15 protein-coding genes and 1 pseudogene are annotated in these 15,156 nt (G+C 66.8%); 8 read left to right on the forward strand and 8 right to left on the reverse strand.

What is annotated here, in order from left to right; all coding sequences use genetic code 11:
- Positions 1-8 precede the first annotated feature (8 nt).
- On the forward strand, positions 9-842 hold the full coding sequence (locus tag HBF25_RS10145) for an NAD-dependent protein deacetylase (protein WP_425483457.1): 834 nt from the start codon (positions 9-11) through the stop codon (positions 840-842).
- Here the strand turns inward: HBF25_RS10145 and tadA are convergent.
- Together tadA and pdxR are read right to left on the reverse strand one after the other, a co-directional pair.
- Positions 839-1,336: a tRNA adenosine(34) deaminase TadA gene (gene tadA, locus HBF25_RS10150; RefSeq protein WP_341778072.1), complete on the reverse strand. Its 498-nt coding sequence runs from the start codon at positions 1,334-1,336 to the stop codon at positions 839-841. The genes HBF25_RS10145 and tadA overlap by 4 nt on opposite strands.
- Positions 1,337-1,377: 41 nt before the next feature.
- A complete protein-coding gene (gene pdxR / locus HBF25_RS10155) occupies positions 1,378-2,787 on the reverse strand; it encodes a MocR-like pyridoxine biosynthesis transcription factor PdxR (RefSeq protein WP_166948014.1) in 1,410 nt (469 codons plus the stop codon).
- Positions 2,788-2,884: 97 nt separating this feature from the next.
- Here pdxR and HBF25_RS10160 point away from each other — a divergent pair, with 97 nt between their 5' ends.
- Positions 2,885-3,349, forward strand: a complete 465-nt coding sequence (locus HBF25_RS10160; RefSeq protein WP_166948015.1) for a carboxymuconolactone decarboxylase family protein — start codon at positions 2,885-2,887, stop codon at positions 3,347-3,349.
- On the opposite strand, the gene HBF25_RS10165 is transcribed toward HBF25_RS10160, so the two are convergent.
- The 4 genes and pseudogenes from HBF25_RS10165 to HBF25_RS10180 all read right to left on the reverse strand — a co-directional run.
- A complete protein-coding gene (locus HBF25_RS10165; protein ID WP_166948017.1) occupies positions 3,340-3,903 on the reverse strand; it encodes a DNA-3-methyladenine glycosylase I in 564 nt (187 codons plus the stop codon). The two genes, HBF25_RS10160 and HBF25_RS10165, sit on opposite strands and share 10 nt — an antisense overlap.
- Before the next feature lie 59 nt (positions 3,904-3,962).
- A complete protein-coding gene (locus HBF25_RS10170) occupies positions 3,963-4,517 on the reverse strand; it encodes a TetR/AcrR family transcriptional regulator (protein WP_166948019.1) in 555 nt (184 codons plus the stop codon).
- Positions 4,517-4,978 carry a nuclear transport factor 2 family protein gene (locus tag HBF25_RS10175; RefSeq protein ID WP_166948021.1) on the reverse strand — a complete coding sequence of 154 codons (462 nt, stop codon included), beginning with the start codon at positions 4,976-4,978 and terminating at the stop codon, positions 4,517-4,519. Before HBF25_RS10175 ends, HBF25_RS10170 begins: the two co-directional genes overlap by 1 nt.
- Before the next feature lie 276 nt (positions 4,979-5,254).
- Positions 5,255-6,349 (reverse strand): annotated as a pseudogene (locus HBF25_RS10180) (NADH:flavin oxidoreductase/NADH oxidase); the annotation flags it as partial.
- 98 nt (positions 6,350-6,447) lie between these two features.
- On the opposite strand from HBF25_RS10180, the gene HBF25_RS10185 reads away from it, so the two are divergent.
- From HBF25_RS10185 to HBF25_RS10205, 5 genes are all read left to right on the forward strand, one after another.
- Positions 6,448-7,347, forward strand: a complete 900-nt coding sequence (locus tag HBF25_RS10185; RefSeq protein ID WP_166948025.1) for a LysR family transcriptional regulator — start codon at positions 6,448-6,450, stop codon at positions 7,345-7,347.
- Positions 7,348-7,450: 103 nt separating this feature from the next.
- Positions 7,451-9,382, forward strand: a complete 1,932-nt coding sequence (locus tag HBF25_RS10190) for an FUSC family protein (RefSeq protein ID WP_208392524.1) — start codon at positions 7,451-7,453, stop codon at positions 9,380-9,382.
- Complete coding sequence (locus HBF25_RS10195; protein WP_166948027.1) at positions 9,372-9,566, forward strand: DUF1656 domain-containing protein; 195 nt, start codon at positions 9,372-9,374, stop codon at positions 9,564-9,566. The genes HBF25_RS10190 and HBF25_RS10195 overlap by 11 nt, the downstream gene beginning before the upstream one ends.
- Positions 9,559-10,488 carry an efflux RND transporter periplasmic adaptor subunit gene (locus tag HBF25_RS10200; RefSeq protein WP_166948029.1) on the forward strand — a complete coding sequence of 310 codons (930 nt, stop codon included), beginning with the start codon at positions 9,559-9,561 and terminating at the stop codon, positions 10,486-10,488. Before HBF25_RS10195 ends, HBF25_RS10200 begins: the two co-directional genes overlap by 8 nt.
- 2 nt (positions 10,489-10,490) lie before the next feature.
- Positions 10,491-11,894, forward strand: coding sequence for an efflux transporter outer membrane subunit (locus tag HBF25_RS10205; RefSeq protein ID WP_166948031.1), 1,404 nt, complete (start codon positions 10,491-10,493; stop codon positions 11,892-11,894).
- Between the two features lie 74 nt (positions 11,895-11,968).
- Here the strand turns inward: HBF25_RS10205 and HBF25_RS10210 are convergent, their stop codons facing one another.
- Positions 11,969-13,306 (reverse strand): MFS transporter, encoded by a 1,338-nt coding sequence (locus HBF25_RS10210; RefSeq protein ID WP_243853172.1) that lies wholly within the window; start codon positions 13,304-13,306, stop codon positions 11,969-11,971.
- Positions 13,307-13,355: 49 nt separating this feature from the next.
- Between HBF25_RS10210 and HBF25_RS10215 the strand changes: the two genes are divergently transcribed.
- A complete protein-coding gene (locus HBF25_RS10215; RefSeq protein WP_166948033.1) occupies positions 13,356-14,246 on the forward strand; it encodes a LysR family transcriptional regulator in 891 nt (296 codons plus the stop codon).
- A gap of 59 nt (positions 14,247-14,305) precedes the next feature.
- On the opposite strand, the gene HBF25_RS10220 is transcribed toward HBF25_RS10215, so the two are convergent.
- A complete protein-coding gene (locus HBF25_RS10220) occupies positions 14,306-15,142 on the reverse strand; it encodes a helix-turn-helix transcriptional regulator (RefSeq protein ID WP_166948035.1) in 837 nt (278 codons plus the stop codon).
- Positions 15,143-15,156: the final 14 nt, after the last annotated feature.

Genomic DNA, 15,156 nt, shown 5'->3' on the forward strand with positions numbered 1-15,156 from the left:
GCCGCCCCGTGAACACGCCAGCCGCCATCGCCACGCCAGCCGATCCGCTTCACGCCTTCATCGGGGCCCATGCCCGCCTGTTCGTCATCACAGGCGCGGGCATCAGCACGGATTCGGGCATCCCCGATTACCGCGACGGCAACGGCGAGTGGAAACGTAGCCCACCGATGACACTGCAATCCTTCATGAGCGGCCCGCCTGCGCGCGCCCGCTACTGGGCGCGCGGCATGATCGGCTGGCGCCACTTTGCCGACGTGCAGCCCAATATCGCGCACCGCGCCCTCGCCCGCATGGAGCGCGACGGACGCATCGAGCTGCTGCTCACCCAGAACGTGGACGGCCTGCACCAGTCGGCCGGCAGCGTGAACGTGGTGGACCTGCATGGCCGGCTCGACCGCGTGCGCTGCATGCAGTGTGGCGACATCACCCGGCGCGACACCATGCAGGCGCGGCTCCAGGCGGCCAACCCGGCATGGATGACACTGAACGCGACGATCGCTCCGGATGGCGACGCCGATCTGGATGGCGTGGATTTCTCCACGTTCCACATCCCCGCCTGCGAGGTCTGCGGCGGCATCCTCAAGCCCGATGTCGTTTATTTCGGCGAGAACGTACCGCGTGCACGTGTCGATACGGCATGGGCCCATCTTGAGCGTGCCGATGCCGTGCTGGTGCTCGGGTCATCGCTGATGGTTTATTCCGGCTACCGCTTCGTGCTGGAAGCCTCGCGGCGCGGCCTGCCCATCGCCTCGGTAAACTTTGGCGTCACCCGTGCCGATCCACTCATCACGCTGAAGATCGAACGCGGTTGCGCCGAAGCGCTGGCGCCGTACGCCGGCTAGCGTCGCGCGCGAAAGAACTGTCGCAGCAAGTCGCCCGCCACGTCGGCACACAGGCCACCTTCCACCGTCACCCGGTGGTTGTGCAGCGGTGACACCAGCGTATCGAAGACACTTCCGGCCGCGCCGGTCTTCGGATCGGTGGCGCCGAACACCACCCGGCCGATGCGCGCGTGCACCATCGCCATGGCGCACATCGCGCAGGGTTCCAGCGTCACGTAAAGCGTCGAGCCCGGAAAGCGATAGTTCGACACCGCTTGCCCCGCTGCGCGCAAGGCCTGGATCTCGGCATGGGCCGTGGGATCGTTGAGCCCGATATTGCGGTTCCAGCCTTCGCCGATCACCTGCCCGTCCAACACCAGCACGGCGCCCACCGGCACTTCACCTTCCGCATCGCGCGCATGCGCCGCCAGCTCCAGGGCACGCGCCATGAAGGCGCGATCGGCGTCGGTGAACGCATCGGACAGATCCGGCGAAGGTGGCAGCGAAGACGACAAGAAGGCGGCCTGCGAGGCGGGAAAGGCCGCACATCATACCCTCAAGGCCGCACACCCTCCTGCGCCATCACGGCCAGCAGGGTCGCTACATGCGCTTCGGCCAGCACAGGCAGCACATTGGTCACGCCCAGCAGCAGGCCGGGCTGGCATACCCCGTCAGCCATGTACCAGGGCGAAAGCGGTACCGGCGACAGCCCCGAGGAAAAGATGGCGCGTGCAAGGGCGACATCATCCGTACCCGGCGGAAGTTCCAGCCGAATGGCCAGACCACCTGCGTGGCCGTCGAGGCCATGCAAGGCAAGCGCGGCAAGCAGCGCATCGCGACGCTCGGCATACGCGCGCTTCATGCGCCGCAGATGGCGCAGGTAGTGGCCCTCGTGCAGGAAGGATTCAAGCGCGTTCTGCACGACCGGCGGGGGTGCCGGATCCAACGTGCCCGCCACCTGTGTCGCCGCGGCGGTCAGCTCCTCTGGCACCACGAGAAAGCCAATGCGCAGCGACGGTGACATCGTCTTGCTGAAACTGCCGATGTGCAGCACGCGCCGACCGTCCAGTGACGCCAGTGCAGGAGCCGCGCGACGCACCAGTTGCAACTCGCCAAGGAAATCGTCCTCCACGATCCAGCGGCCGGTGGCGGCCCAGTCCAGCAACGCATGCCTGCGTTCCAGCGACAGGGTGTGGCCCAGCGGCGCCTGCTGGCCTGGAGTGACCAGGGCGAACAGCGCGTCCGCAGCCCGGGCCATGCCTGCCGCCACATCGAGGCCGTCATCGTCCACCGGCACGCCCACGGCATCCACGCCGGACCATGCAAGCGCCGTGCGCGCAAACGGGTAACCCGGGTCCTCGACCCAGGCGCGTTGCCCCTGCGCACGCAGGATGCGCATGGCGATGCTGAAAGCGCCCGAATAGCCGTGGGTGACGAAGACCTGCGCCGGCCGGCAGGCAAGCCCCCGGGCGACAGCGAGATAAGCGGCGATCTCGGCACGCAGACCCGGTTCGCCGGACGCATCCGGGTAGCCCGTCGGTACGTCGATGGCTTTGCGTGCCGCTTGCATGAGTTTCCGGGACCATACGGCCGCCGGAAAAAGATCGGCAGCCGGAACGCCCAGCTGGAACGGCAGTGGCCGTGTGGCACCTGCGGGAAACGGCCCGAACGACTCCCTGCCCTTCGCCGGCTCAGGCACCGGGCGTGAGGCCGGAGGCCGCTTCGCCACACGGGTACCGGCCGCGCCGGCCGCCATGACGAACTGGCCGTCGGCCAGTCGCTCATAGGCCTGTCGTACGGTGCCCCGGGCTACGCCAAGTTGCACGGCGAGGTCGTTCCATGAGGGCAGGCGCGCGCCCGGCGCGAGGCGGCCGTCGTGAATCGCTTCGCGAATGCCGTCCGCGATCTGCTCGGCCAGCGAATGCCCGGCCGAGCGGTCGATACGTATGCCGAAGGAACCATCCATCCAAACATGGTACATCCGAAATTGCAGAACTTGGCCCTTTCGGACGTACCGTTCCGGGCGCAAGCTGGTGACATCCACAACACCCGGAACCGCCACCATGAGCAAGCGCATCAACTACAACAAGGTTGCCCCCGACAGCACCAAGGGGCTCTTCGCCGTTCACCAGTACCTCGCCGGCAGTGGCCTGGGCGACCTGATCGACCTTGTGTACCTGCGGGTATCGCAGATCAACCAGTGCGCCTACTGCATCGACATGCACTCGCAGGACCTGCACAAACATGGCGTGCCCTTCGAGAAGCTGATCCTTACCTCGGCCTGGCGTGAGGCCGGTGCCGTGTTCTCGCCGCGCGAACAGGCCGCGCTGGCCTGGGCGGAGTGCGTGGCGCAGGTGGATCGCACCGGCGTGCCCGACGAGGACTATGCCGCCGCGACCGCCGTATTCAGCGACAAGGAACTGGCCGACCTCAGCGTAGCCATCGCGTTGATGAGCGCCTACAACCGGCTCGGCGTGGCATTCCGCAATGCGCCGATGGCCGCCAGCAGGCTGATCGCTCAGGCCTGACGACGGCGGAAGCAATCGCGTGCATGGTCGTCGACGATGCCGACGGCCTGCATCCAGGCGTAGACGATCGTCGGCCCCACGAACTTGAAGCCGCGCTTCTTCATGTCTTTCGAGATCGTGACGGACAGCGGCGTCTGTGTGGGAAAAGTGCGACCGTCGCCCCGGATCACCTTGCCGCCGGTGAACGACCAGCAGTAACTGTCGAAGTCCTCGCCGGCCTTGCGCATGGCTTCGTAGATGCGCGCACCGTTGATGGTGGCCTCGATCTTGGCGCGCGAACGCACGATGCCCGGGTCGTCCAGCAGGCGCAGGATGTCCTTCTCGCCGAAACGGGCGACCCTGGCCGGATCGAAATCCTTGAAGGCTTTGCGGAACGACTCGCGCTTGCGCAGGATGGTGATCCACGACAGGCCGGCCTGGAAGCCTTCGAGCATCAGCTGCTCCCAGAGCATGCGCGAATCGTGCAGCTCGATGCCCCACTCTTGGTCGTGATAATCGCAATAGAGCGGATCGGCACCGGTCCAGGTACAACGTTGCGTGTCGGCGTCCATCATTCTTCCCTTCGTGAAGCCCAAGACGCCAAGCTTTTCACGTCTATGCGTCGTCGTCGAGGTCAGGCGCGCAATCGCTGCGCAAGGCGCGTCATGGCGCGGGCGAACGTCTCGCGATCATCCAGCGCACGCGCAAGCACGATGGCACCCTGGATGCCGGCAACGGCCTCTTCCGCCGCATCGCGCGCCGCTTTCGCATCACGCCCGGCGCGCACGAGTGCATCGGCCAGTGCGTCGATCCAGCGTGCGAAATACGTTGCCACCGCGATGGCGAAACGATCCCGCGTGCCATCCAGTGCAAATGCACCGACAAGGCAGACGCGGCCGCCACCCTGGAAGTAACTGGCCACGGTCTGCCACATGGCGTCGATCGCCCGGGCGGGAGGATCGGTACGCAAAGATGCAAACAGGTGGCGTTCGAACCACGCATCGATGTCCGCAAGCACTGCGGCGGCCATGTCGTCCTTGCCGCCGGGGAAGAAGTGATAAAGGCTGCCCTTGCCCAGCCCCGTGCGCTCGTGGATGCGCGCCATGCTGGCACCGTCATAGCCCAGTTCGCGGAAGACCTCCGCGAGCATGGGCACCACGTCGGCGCGTTCGTAGACCAGGCGCGCCATTACAGGCCCAGGTCCGACAGCCCCGGGTGGTCGTCCGGGCGACGCCCTTGCGGCCAGTGGAAGCGGCGCTCCTGCTCGCGGATGGGCAGGTCGTTGATGCAGGCGAAGCGCCGTTGCATCAGGCCGGCCTCGTCGAATTCCCAATTCTCGTTGCCGTAAGAGCGAAACCAGTTACCGCTGTCGTCGTGCCATTCGTAGGCGAAGCGCACGGCGATACGGTCACCCGTGTACGCCCAGAGTTCCTTGATGAGGCGGTATTCCTGCTCCTTCGCCCACTTGCGGGTGAGGAAGGCCACGATGGCCTCGCGGCCGGTGACGAATTCGGCACGGTTACGCCATTGGCTGTCGGGCGAGTAAGCCAGCGAGACCTTGCGCGGGTCGCGGCTGTTCCAGCCGTCCTCGGCAAGGCGGACCTTGGCGACGGCGGTGTCGTGGGTAAAGGGAGGAACGAGCGGGGGCATGAGGCATCTCCGTACCGAAGTGAATCCAGTGTACCAATCAGTACACTGGATTCAATCCCCCTTATAGGAGCGCGCCTCGCGCGCGACCGGTCAAGGCGGTGAGCCACCCGTTACAAACCACGTTACGGCTTGAACGGGGGCAACGCTTTGTACCTGTCGCGCGCGAGGCGCGCTCCTACAAGTCACGGTGGGCTTCAGCGTCATCGCCGCCTATACGTAGCGACCCTCGGCGTTGCGCGACCAGGTGGGCGCTGCCTGCAGCGGCCCCTCGGCATCGAACAACTGGCGGTAGCGCGACGGTTGCGAGCGCAGGTACTGCTTTGGCGCCATCACCGTGGCGCCCAGCTCGGCTGCGGCGTGCCAGGGCCAGCGCGGGTCGTAGAGCACCGTGCGGGCCAGGGCCACCACATCCGCGTCGCCCGTGGAGACGATGGCCTCGGCCTGCTGCGGCTCCGTGATCAGGCCCACGGCCACCACGGGAATCGACACCGCCGCCTTTACCGCGCGGGCAAACGGCACCTGGTAGTTTGGCCCCACGGCAATCTTCTGGTGTTCGTGCAGGCCACCGCTGGACACATGGATGGCATCGCAGCCGAGAGCCTCCAGCGCCCGGGCGAAAGCGATGGTCTGCTCTAAATCCCAGCCGCCTTCGTACCAGTCGGTCGCGGACACGCGCACCGTCACCGGCTTGTCCGCCGGGAATGCCTCGCGCACGGCGCGGAATACTTCCAGCGGGAAACGCATGCGATTTTCCAGCGAACCGCCGTATTCGTCATTGCGCCGGTTCGACAGCGGTGACAGGAACTGGTGCAGCAGGTACCCATGTGCCGCATGGATCTGCACCAGGTCGATGCCGAGCCGGTCGGCACGCTTCGCCGCCTCGACGAAGGCATCGCGAATGCGGTCCATGCCTACGCGATCCAGCGCCAGGGGCGCCACATCGCCTTCATGGAACGGCACCGCCGACGCGGACACCGTCTGCCAACCATTGTCATGATTCGGCGCAACCTGCCGCCCACCCACCCAGGGCACCTCGCAGGATGCCTTGCGCCCCGCATGGGCCAGCTGGATACCGATAGGCATCGTGGACCAGCGACGCACGCCTTCCAATACGCGGCGCATGGCATCTTCGGTGGCGTCATCCCACAGGCCCACGTCGCCATAGGTGATGCGCGCATCGGGCAGCACGGCCGAGGCCTCGATGGTAAGCAGCGAAGCGCCCGACAAGGCCAGCTGTCCCAGGTGGATGAGGTGCCAGTCGTTCATCCGCCCTTCCTGCGCGGAGTACTGGCACATCGGCGCGATGACGATGCGGTTGCTCAATTCGAGGTTGCGGATACGCAGCGGGGTGAACAGCCTGGGTTGTGCCATGGGAGGCTCCGGAAAGGGAATGCGCCGACTATGGCATCGCATCCGTCATCTACAAGTCTTCCTGTACGCAAATCGGGCGCTGGTCCACTATAGAAGGCATGGCCGCTCCCGATCTCAACCTTCTCATCGCCCTCGATGCCTTGCTGACCGAAGGCAGCGTAGCCGGTGCCGCGCGCCGCATGAACCTCAGTGCACCTGCCATGAGCCGCACGCTGGGACGCATCCGCGACGCGCTCGGTGATCCGGTGTTCGTGCAGTCCGGACGCACGATGGTGCCCACGCCACGTGCATTGGAGATGCGCGAGCGCGTGCGCCAGGCCGTCGAGGATGCCTCCGCCCTGCTGGCTCCCGGCATCGATGTGGACCTCACCGGCATCGAACGCCGCTTCGCCGTGCGCGCCAACGACATCTTCGTCGGCATGTATGCCGGACGCCTGCTCGATACCATGAGCCGAGAGATGCCGCGCGCCACCTTGCGCTTCACTCCCGAGGAAGATGACATCGACGGCGAGGCGCTGCGCAGCGGACGCATCGACCTGCTGGTAAACCCGTTCCGCCCTGTCGGGCCGGAAATGCGCGTGCAGCCGCTGTTCTCCACGCGCTTCGTCGGCGTGGCGCGCAAGGGGCATCCGTTCTTCGACGGACCGGTCACTGCCGAACGCTTCGTACAGTGGCAGCACATCGGCGTTTCCCGTCGCGGCAGGGCGCGCGGTCCCATCGACGACGCACTGGAAGCCCTGGGCCTTGCCCGGCAGGTGCCTCTCGTGGTGCCGACACCCTACGCCGGTGCGTTCGCCCTGCTCGACTCGGACCTGCTGCTGCCGCTGCCGAACCAGCTCGCCGAAGGTGTCCTGCGCGCCGGCCTGGATGTACAGCTGTTCGAGCTGCCCGTGCCGCTGGAACCGGTGGACATCAGCCAGACCTGGCACCCGCGCTGGCAGAACGATCCGGCGCATCGCTGGTTGCGGCGTACGATCCGCCAGCTCTGCGGGCACTGAGTCCACCATTGCACCGGACGCACTCATGGAGTGCGGACACGTAACTTTTGCGAATCATTCGCAACAACCACCATGAGCCGGACCTCGCTCTTCCGGCTCACCCGTGCGCTCCCTCACCACTTCCATCCCATACCTTACCGACGCGCTGCGCTGGCTGGATCTCGGTACACCCCGCGCCCGCTATGTGATGCGCTCGGTGCTGGCCGCCGCGCTGGCGATCACCGTGTCCTACCTGCTGGAACTGGAAACGCCGTACTCGGCGGCGTCCACCGTGCTGCTGGTGGTCAATCCCGTGCAGGGCGCCGCCATCGGCAAGGGCGCGTGGCGTTTCATCGGCACACTGGGCGGCATGCTCGCCTCGTTCGTGCTGATGGCCGCATTTGCCCAGAAGCCCTGGCTGTTCGTGATCGGCTTCGGCATCTGGCTGGGCTTGTGCGTGGCCGGCATGAGCGTGCTGCGTCATTTCCGTGGCACCGGCGCGGTCGTCGCCGGTTACACCGTAGGCCTCGCCACCTTCGGCGCCATGCAGCATCCGGAACACGCCTTCGAACACATCGTCGGACGCGGCTCCACCGTGCTGATCGGGGTGGTGTGCCTGGCCCTCGTCTTCGCGCTCACCGGCACACGCAGCGTACGCGGACGGCTAGAAGCCCTGCTGTCGCGACTGGCCGCCCACGTCGCGACAAGCGTAGCGCAGCAGATCGCCTCGGGAACCTCGCGCCTGTCACCCGAGCGACGGGCCGTGCTCGGCGACATCTACGGCGTGGACGATCTGCTCTCGCTGGGCAACGCCGAATCCGAAGACGTGGCCCGGCGTGCGGCATCGATCCGCCATGCCATGGTGTCGCTGTTCGCCACGGCGGTGGAAACCGAAGCGAGGGCGCCCGAAGGATGGGCGAAGGCATGGCAGGATGCCGCCGATGCGCTGGGCAACGGTGATACCGGCCACGCACGCGCACGGCTGAAGCATGCGCGTCACCTGCTATCGCGCGAATGCATGGCGCATGCACGCCTTGCCGGGCAGATCGACGACTTTCTTGCCGCACTGGATGGCATCGAGGGCCTGCACCGCGCGCTGCCACGCAACGCCGCGCCGGTGGCCTTTCATCGCGACTACCCTGGCGCGTGGCGCAATGGGCTGCGCGCGGCGATCACGCTGATCCTCGCCGGTGCCTTCTGGCTCGTCACCGGGTGGACCGACGGCGACATGATGCTGCTGATCGTGGCGCCCTATTGCGCCTTGCTGGCCCTGGCCCCCGACCCTGCGGCCGGTGCCTGGGGCTTCTTCAAGGGCACGGTCGTGGCGGTGCCTGCCGCCTTTGGCTGCGCCTTCGGCATCCTGCCGCATATCGATGGCATGCCCTTGCTGCTGGTGTCCCTGGCGCTGTTCTGGATACCGGGCATCTATGCCACCACGCTGCCGCGACACGGCCTGGCCGCACTCGCCTACCTGGTTGGCTTCAACACGCTCACCGGCGCCGCCAATCCCATGCACTCCGACCTGGCCCAGTTCCTGAACTGGTCGCTGTCCTGGCTGTTCGCCACCGCGTTCACCGTGCTCGCCTTTCGCGTCGTGCTGCCGAAGCAGCCCGCGCGTGACCTGGAACGCCTGCGCCTGCACATCCGCGATGCCAGCCTTTCGATCCTGCGTGGCGCCACGCCGTCGACAAGTGCATGGCGCTGGCGGCAACAGCACCGGCTTGCGCAACTGGGCGCCATGCTGAAAACCAGGCCACAGCAGCTCGATGCCGCCTTGACCGATGCGCTCGCCAGCCTGCATCTTGGCCGCGACCTGCTCCGCCTGCGCGCACTGCGCGAAGCCGACGATACAACCCGGTCCATACGCCATGCGCTCGCCTGCATGGCTCGCCGCAGCAGCATGCCGGCGATTGTTGCCCGCCATGCACGCAGGGCTTCGCGCCAGTTGCGCGATGCATCGCCTTGCGCCGCCGACGCATTCGCAGACATCGCCGCCCTGCTCGACCGGCATGCCGATTACTTCACACCAGGGTCTTATTCATCCCGTGCTCAGTGAATTCTCCATCGCGGGCATCTACCTGCCGCCGTTCTTCGTCTACGCCTGCGTGGCCGGCCTCGTCTTCGTCGTGCTCCGCCACCTGCTGGCCCGCCTGGGCGTGCTCCGTCATGCGTGGCATCCCGCGCTGTTCGAGTTCGCGCTTTCCGTCATCCTGCTTTCATTGCTGATCCTCCATGTCTGATGCCCTCCCCCTGTTGAAGCGGTTTGCCCGCGCCCTGCTCACCCTCGCCGCCGTGGCGGCGGCCGCCCTGCTCGTCGTATCGCTATGGCGTGCCTATGTACTTGCCCCATGGACGCGCGACGGTCGTGTCAGTGCCCAGGTGGTGCGCATCGCTCCCGAAGTGTCTGGCACCGTCGTGGACGTGACGGTCGCAGACAATCAGTACGTGAAGAAAGGCGATGTGCTCTATCGCATCGACCCGGAACGCTTCCGCGTCGCCGTGGACGATGCGGAAGCCGCGCTCGATGCCGCCAGCGAAACCCTCGCGCAGAAAATCGAGGACGCGCAGCGTCGCAAGGGCATGGACGACCTCGTGCCGCGCGAAGACATCCAGCAGGCGCAACGCGCCATCGCCCTGGCACGGGCCGCGCAGCGCCGTGCGCAGGTGACGCTGGACCTCGCGCGGCTGGATCTGTACCGATCCGAGCTGCACGCGCCGACGGATGGCTACATCACCCATCTGCGCCTGCGCAACGGTGACTACGCGGTGGCCGGCCAGCCTGCGCTGGCGCTGCTCGATGCGCACAGTTTCTGGTTCACCGGGTATTTCGAGGAAACCAAGCTTCGCCAGGTGCACCCCGGCGCCGCCGCTCGCATTCGCCTCATGGGATACGATGCGATCGTGCCCGGTCGCGTGCACAGCATCGGGCGTGGAATCACCGATACCAACGAGCAGGCTGACGCCACCGGCCTGCCCAGCGTGGAGCCCAGTTTCAGCTGGATACGGCTGGCCCAGCGTATTCCCGTGCGCATCGAACTCGGCGAACTGCCTCCCGGCGTGACCCTCGTGGCGGGCATGACGGGCAGCGTGGATGTCGGCGATCCCGCAGGTCGTGACGGCTCGCAAGGCCGGTTGACCACCTGGCTGCACGAGTGGATGTGACGATGAAAAGCCTGCTCGTTGTCGCCATGGCCGGCACGTTGGTGGCCTGCGCCACCGTGGGTCCGGATTACCAGCCACCACGCGCCTCGCTGCCTTCGACCTGGAGCCAGTCGCACGACGGCATGACCCCGGCCGATGTCGAATCGCTGCGCACCTGGTGGCGGCGTTTCGACGATCCCCTGCTCGACCGGCTCGTGGACCAGGCGCTCGCGAGCAACCAGGATCTCGGCATTGCCCTGGCCCGCCTGCAACAGGCCAGGGCCGACCGCAGTATCGCGGCGGCAGGGCTGGGGCCCAGTGTGGGCGCACGCGGAAGCCTGCAGACCTTGCGCACCAGCCGGCGCACCGATCCACCGGGGGCCGGCGTAACGCAAGCCTATGATGCGGGCATCGACGCCAGCTGGGAGCTGGACTTGTTCGGTGGATTGCATCGCAACCTCGAAGCGGCGGATGCACGCGTATCGGCCGTCGAAGCCGATGGCTACGCATTGCGCGTCGCGCTGCTCGCCGAACTGGCGACCGACTACGGCCAGCTGCGCATGACGCAGGCACGCCTGACCGTTGCGCAGGAAAACATCGACACGCTACGTGATAGCGAGCGTATCGCCGAGCGCGCCTGGCACGCGGGGCTGGGCACCGAAGCCGATTACCGGCAGGCCCGCGCCGAACGTGAAGCCGCACAGGCACAGCCCGCGCAACTGGAAGCCGGGATCGCGCGCCTGAGCCATACATTGGGCGTGCTTGCCGGTGGCTTCCCCGGCGACTGGAAAGAAGCCTTGCAGGCAACAGCACCCACACCGCTGCTGCCGCCACGTTTACCGCTCTCCATGCCTTCGGACGTGATCCGCCAGCGCCCCGACCTGCGCGCGGACGAACGTCGCCTTGCCGCTGCCACAGCGGATATCGGTGTCGCCGAAGCGGCACGCTATCCACGTTTCAGCATTCCGTTGTCGCTGGGTACCGACGCCCACCTGCTCCATGATCTCTTCAGCGCGGCGAGCGCATCGTGGAGCCTGGCATTCGCAGGGAGCCAGACGGTCTATGACGGTGGCCGCAACCGCGCCAACGTCGTTCATGCCGAAGCGGAAGCGCAGGCGGCGCGGCTTGCATGGGAGCGTGATGTCCGCCTCGCCCTGCGCGATGTGGAAGACGCGCTCACCGGCCTGGACACGGCAAGGCGCCGCCGCGAATACCTCGCGGCGGCCATCGACGACAGCCGCGCGGCGCTGGATCGCGCGACGCGGCTTTATCGCCAGGGCCTCAGCGGTTACCAGCCCGTGCTCACCGCGCAACGCTCGCTCAACACCGCACGCGACGCACGACTACTGAACGACCAGGACGAACTCGACGCCGGCATCGCCCTGTACAAAGCCCTGGGCGCAGGATGGAACACCCCACCCCTGTAGGAGCGCGCCTTGCGCGCGACCGCTACGGAGTGATCCGCGCATGGCTCCGTAGCGGTCGCGCGCAAGGCGCGCTCCTACAGGTGGTGTTGTCGTGACTTTGACCACGCTACGCTCCAGAACGCCACCAGGAGTAATCCGGTTGCCACCATGAAGGTCAGATGCATGCCCGCCGCCACGGCAGCAGGCACAGCGGCCGCTACATCATCGCGCCCCACCCCGTGCGCAAACACCGCACCAAGCAGCGAAGCCCCCGCCACCAGCCCCAGATTGCGCGACAGATTCAACAAACCCGACACAAGTCCACGACGCCCTCCGGGCACCCCCGCCATGACCGCCGTGTTGTTTGCCGCCTGGAACGTGGCATAGCCCAGCGTCAACACGAGCAACGCAAGCAGGTAACCCGGCAATCCGTATCGCAACGGGACAAGCACCAGCGCAGCCGCACCGGCCACCATGCATCCGAGGGCCAGGATGCCGATGCGATCCGCGCCATGTCGGTCCACCAGGCGACCCGACAGGATGCCCGTCACTGCCGAGACCACCGGCCCGCACGGCATCGCCAGGCCCACGCCTGCGGTGGTAAGTCCGAGAGCATTGGACAAATAGAACGGCCCGACCACCAGCGTCGCAATCATCACGGAAGTGACCAGCAGGTTGGCGACACAGCCCATGGCAAGGCGACGGTCGCGCAGCAGTCCGAAATCCAGCAGCGGTGCCTGCGCACGCGTTTCGTTGACTTCGTCGACAGGCAGGTAACGCCAGGCGAAGACGATCGCCAGCATTCCCAGCGGAATACTGACCAGGAAGATCGCCCGCCAGCCCAGCGTCGCGAGCAGGATGCCGCCAAGCGACGGCCCCAGTGCGGTGCCTATGGCCGACGTGGTGCCAAGCCAGCCCATCGCCGAACCAATGCGCTCCCGGGGCACCGTACCCGCCACGAAGGCCAGCGTAAGCGCCATCATCACCGCTGCGCCGGCGCCTTGCAGCGCCCTGGCGAGCAACAACCAGGGCAGCGACGGGGCAAGTCCGCAGAACAGCGACGCCCAGGTGTACAGCAGCAACCCGGCAAGCAGCAGCCGGCGATGCCCCACATGGTCACCGAACCGACCGGCCACCACGACGAGGGCCGTCACGGCCACGAGGTACACGATCACCACCCACTGTGCATCGTGAAAGCTGCTGCCGAACACCCGGGCGAAGGTGGGTAGTGCGACGTTGGCGATGCTGGTGCCCAGCGACGACATGAGCATGCACAACGAAAGGGCGGCAAGCGCGGGCCGGGCCGAAGGCGCGGCCGAGCGCTGCCCGGAGCGTTCTCCGGACACGGAAGACAGGTTCAAGGGGGTGCTCTCGCAATAAAGGGATGGCATCAGCGTAGTGACGCCCCCGCCGTCACGGAAGGCGCGACGCATGCATTGACTACCTGCGTGGCACGCCATGTCGCATGGTATCGTCCGCGCCATGTCGCAGCCCGACCTCAACCTGCTGCTCACCCTCGATGTCCTGCTCGCCGAGGGCAGCGTCGCGGCCGCCGCACGGCGGCTGCAGCTGAGCCCTTCGGCCATGAGCCGGGCGCTTGCGCGACTGCGCGAGGCCACCGGCGATCCGTTGCTGGTGCGGGCCGGCAGCGCACTGGTGCCATCGCCACGCGCGCTGGAACTACGTGATCGTGTCGCCCAGCTCGTGCGCGATGCGGATGCCGTGTTGAAACCGGCGCATGCACCGGATCTCTCGCAGCTTTCACGCACCTTCACCCTGCTTTGCAGCGATGGCTTCGCCGAAAGCTTCGGGGCCGCACTTATCAGCCGCCTGCGTGCCGATGCACCGGCCGTGCGGCTGCGTTTCATGCAGAAGGTGCGCAAGGGAAGCACCCCTTTGCGGGATGGCAGCGTCGATCTGGAAACCGGCGTGGTCGGTACCAGCACGAGCCCGGAAATCCGCACGCGTGCGTTGTTCGAGGATCGCTTCGTCGGCGTCGTGCGCCAGGAACACCCGCTGGCACAGCGACTACCCGATGCCCGCGACTACGCCGCGGCAAGCCACGTCCTGGTGTCCCGCCGCGCGCCTGATCGCGGTGTCGTCGACGACGCGCTGGAGGCGCTCGGCCTGCAACGCGATATCGCGGTGATCGTCAGCGGGTTCGGGCCGGCCATTGCGCTGGCCCGCGCCACCGATCTCGTCGCCACGGTGCCCGAGCGGCATACGCGTGCCCTGCACGAGGGCATGCATGCATTCCCGCTACCCGTCGATATTCCGGCGATAACCCTGTCGATGCTCTGGCACCCGCGCATGGATGGCGATGCGACGCACACGTGGCTGCGCACCTGTGTCCGCGAAACCTGCTCCCTGTAGGAGCGCGCCTTGCGCGCGGCCGGTTATCGCGACAACCCGGTCGCGCGCAAGGCGCGCTCCTACAGGGGGGTGTTGCGCATCAGGGTGGTCAAGCGGTCGGCATCTTCCGGTGTGGCCGGGTTGTACACCACGAGGCTGAGGTCGGGGCGGCCGTCTACGATGAAGGATGAGTATTCGAAACTCATCGGGCCCAGCGCATGGTGGCGAAGGCGCTTCAGCCCGGCGCCATAGCCGCGCACGTCGTTGCTACGCCACATCGCCTCGAAATCAGCACTTGAACTGCATAGTTCCGCGACAAGGCCCTCCGCTTTCGACGCCACGCCTGCGCGTGCCACATCCGCACGAAAGGCCGCCACGACGAAACGCGCCACGCCTTCCCAGTCGAACTGAGCCTCGCGAACGTACGAATCCTGGAAAATGAGCCGGAGCACATTCCGGCGCTCGGGCGGCAGCTTGCCGTAGTCCGTCAGCACCATGGTGGCGGCCCGGTTCCAGGCCACGATGTCCCATAGCGGCGTCTTCACGAAGGCAGGGCTGATGGCAAAGGCATCCAGCACTCTTTGCAGGCGCGGGGTCACGCTGTCGTCTTCCACGTAGCGCACATCCGGCGAGCGACCGAGCGCAAGCAGGAACAGGTGTTCGCGCTCGGCGTCGGTGAGCATCAAGGCTTGCGCGATACGCTCCAGAACCTCGGCCGAAGGTGCGCCGCCGCGGCCCTGCTCCAGCCATGTGTACCAGGTGGCGCTGATGCTGGCTCGTTGCGCGACTTCTTCCCGTCGCAATCCAGGCGTGCGTCGGCGCGCGGTCGTGAAACCCAGGGCAGCCGGGTCGAGTTTGGCGCGGCGGTCCTTCAGGAACACACCGAGCAGGTCCGCGTTCGCTGTGGTCGTCGCCATCCTGTTAGTCCTTA

It is taken from the genome of Luteibacter anthropi (assembly GCF_011759365.1).
Taxonomy (GTDB): Bacteria; Pseudomonadota; Gammaproteobacteria; order Xanthomonadales; family Rhodanobacteraceae; genus Luteibacter; species Luteibacter anthropi.

Excerpts from the sequence above, each read along its gene's own strand:
- pdxR (WP_166948014.1), bottom strand. The coding sequence starts at position 2,787 with ATGGATGGTTCCTTCGGCATACGTATCGACCGCTCGGCCGGGCATTCG.
- HBF25_RS10160 (WP_166948015.1), top strand. The coding sequence starts at position 2,885 with ATGAGCAAGCGCATCAACTACAACAAGGTTGCCCCCGACAGCACCAAG.
- HBF25_RS10165 (WP_166948017.1), bottom strand. The coding sequence starts at position 3,903 with ATGATGGACGCCGACACGCAACGTTGTACCTGGACCGGTGCCGATCCG.
- HBF25_RS10170 (WP_166948019.1), bottom strand. The coding sequence starts at position 4,517 with ATGGCGCGCCTGGTCTACGAACGCGCCGACGTGGTGCCCATGCTCGCG.
- HBF25_RS10175 (WP_166948021.1), bottom strand. The coding sequence starts at position 4,978 with ATGCCCCCGCTCGTTCCTCCCTTTACCCACGACACCGCCGTCGCCAAG.
- HBF25_RS10185 (WP_166948025.1), top strand. The coding sequence starts at position 6,448 with ATGGCCGCTCCCGATCTCAACCTTCTCATCGCCCTCGATGCCTTGCTG.
- HBF25_RS10200 (WP_166948029.1), top strand. The coding sequence starts at position 9,559 with ATGTCTGATGCCCTCCCCCTGTTGAAGCGGTTTGCCCGCGCCCTGCTC.
- HBF25_RS10205 (WP_166948031.1), top strand. The coding sequence starts at position 10,491 with ATGAAAAGCCTGCTCGTTGTCGCCATGGCCGGCACGTTGGTGGCCTGC.
- HBF25_RS10210 (WP_243853172.1), bottom strand. The coding sequence starts at position 13,306 with ATGCGTCGCGCCTTCCGTGACGGCGGGGGCGTCACTACGCTGATGCCA.
- HBF25_RS10215 (WP_166948033.1), top strand. The coding sequence starts at position 13,356 with ATGTCGCAGCCCGACCTCAACCTGCTGCTCACCCTCGATGTCCTGCTC.
- HBF25_RS10220 (WP_166948035.1), bottom strand. The coding sequence starts at position 15,142 with ATGGCGACGACCACAGCGAACGCGGACCTGCTCGGTGTGTTCCTGAAG.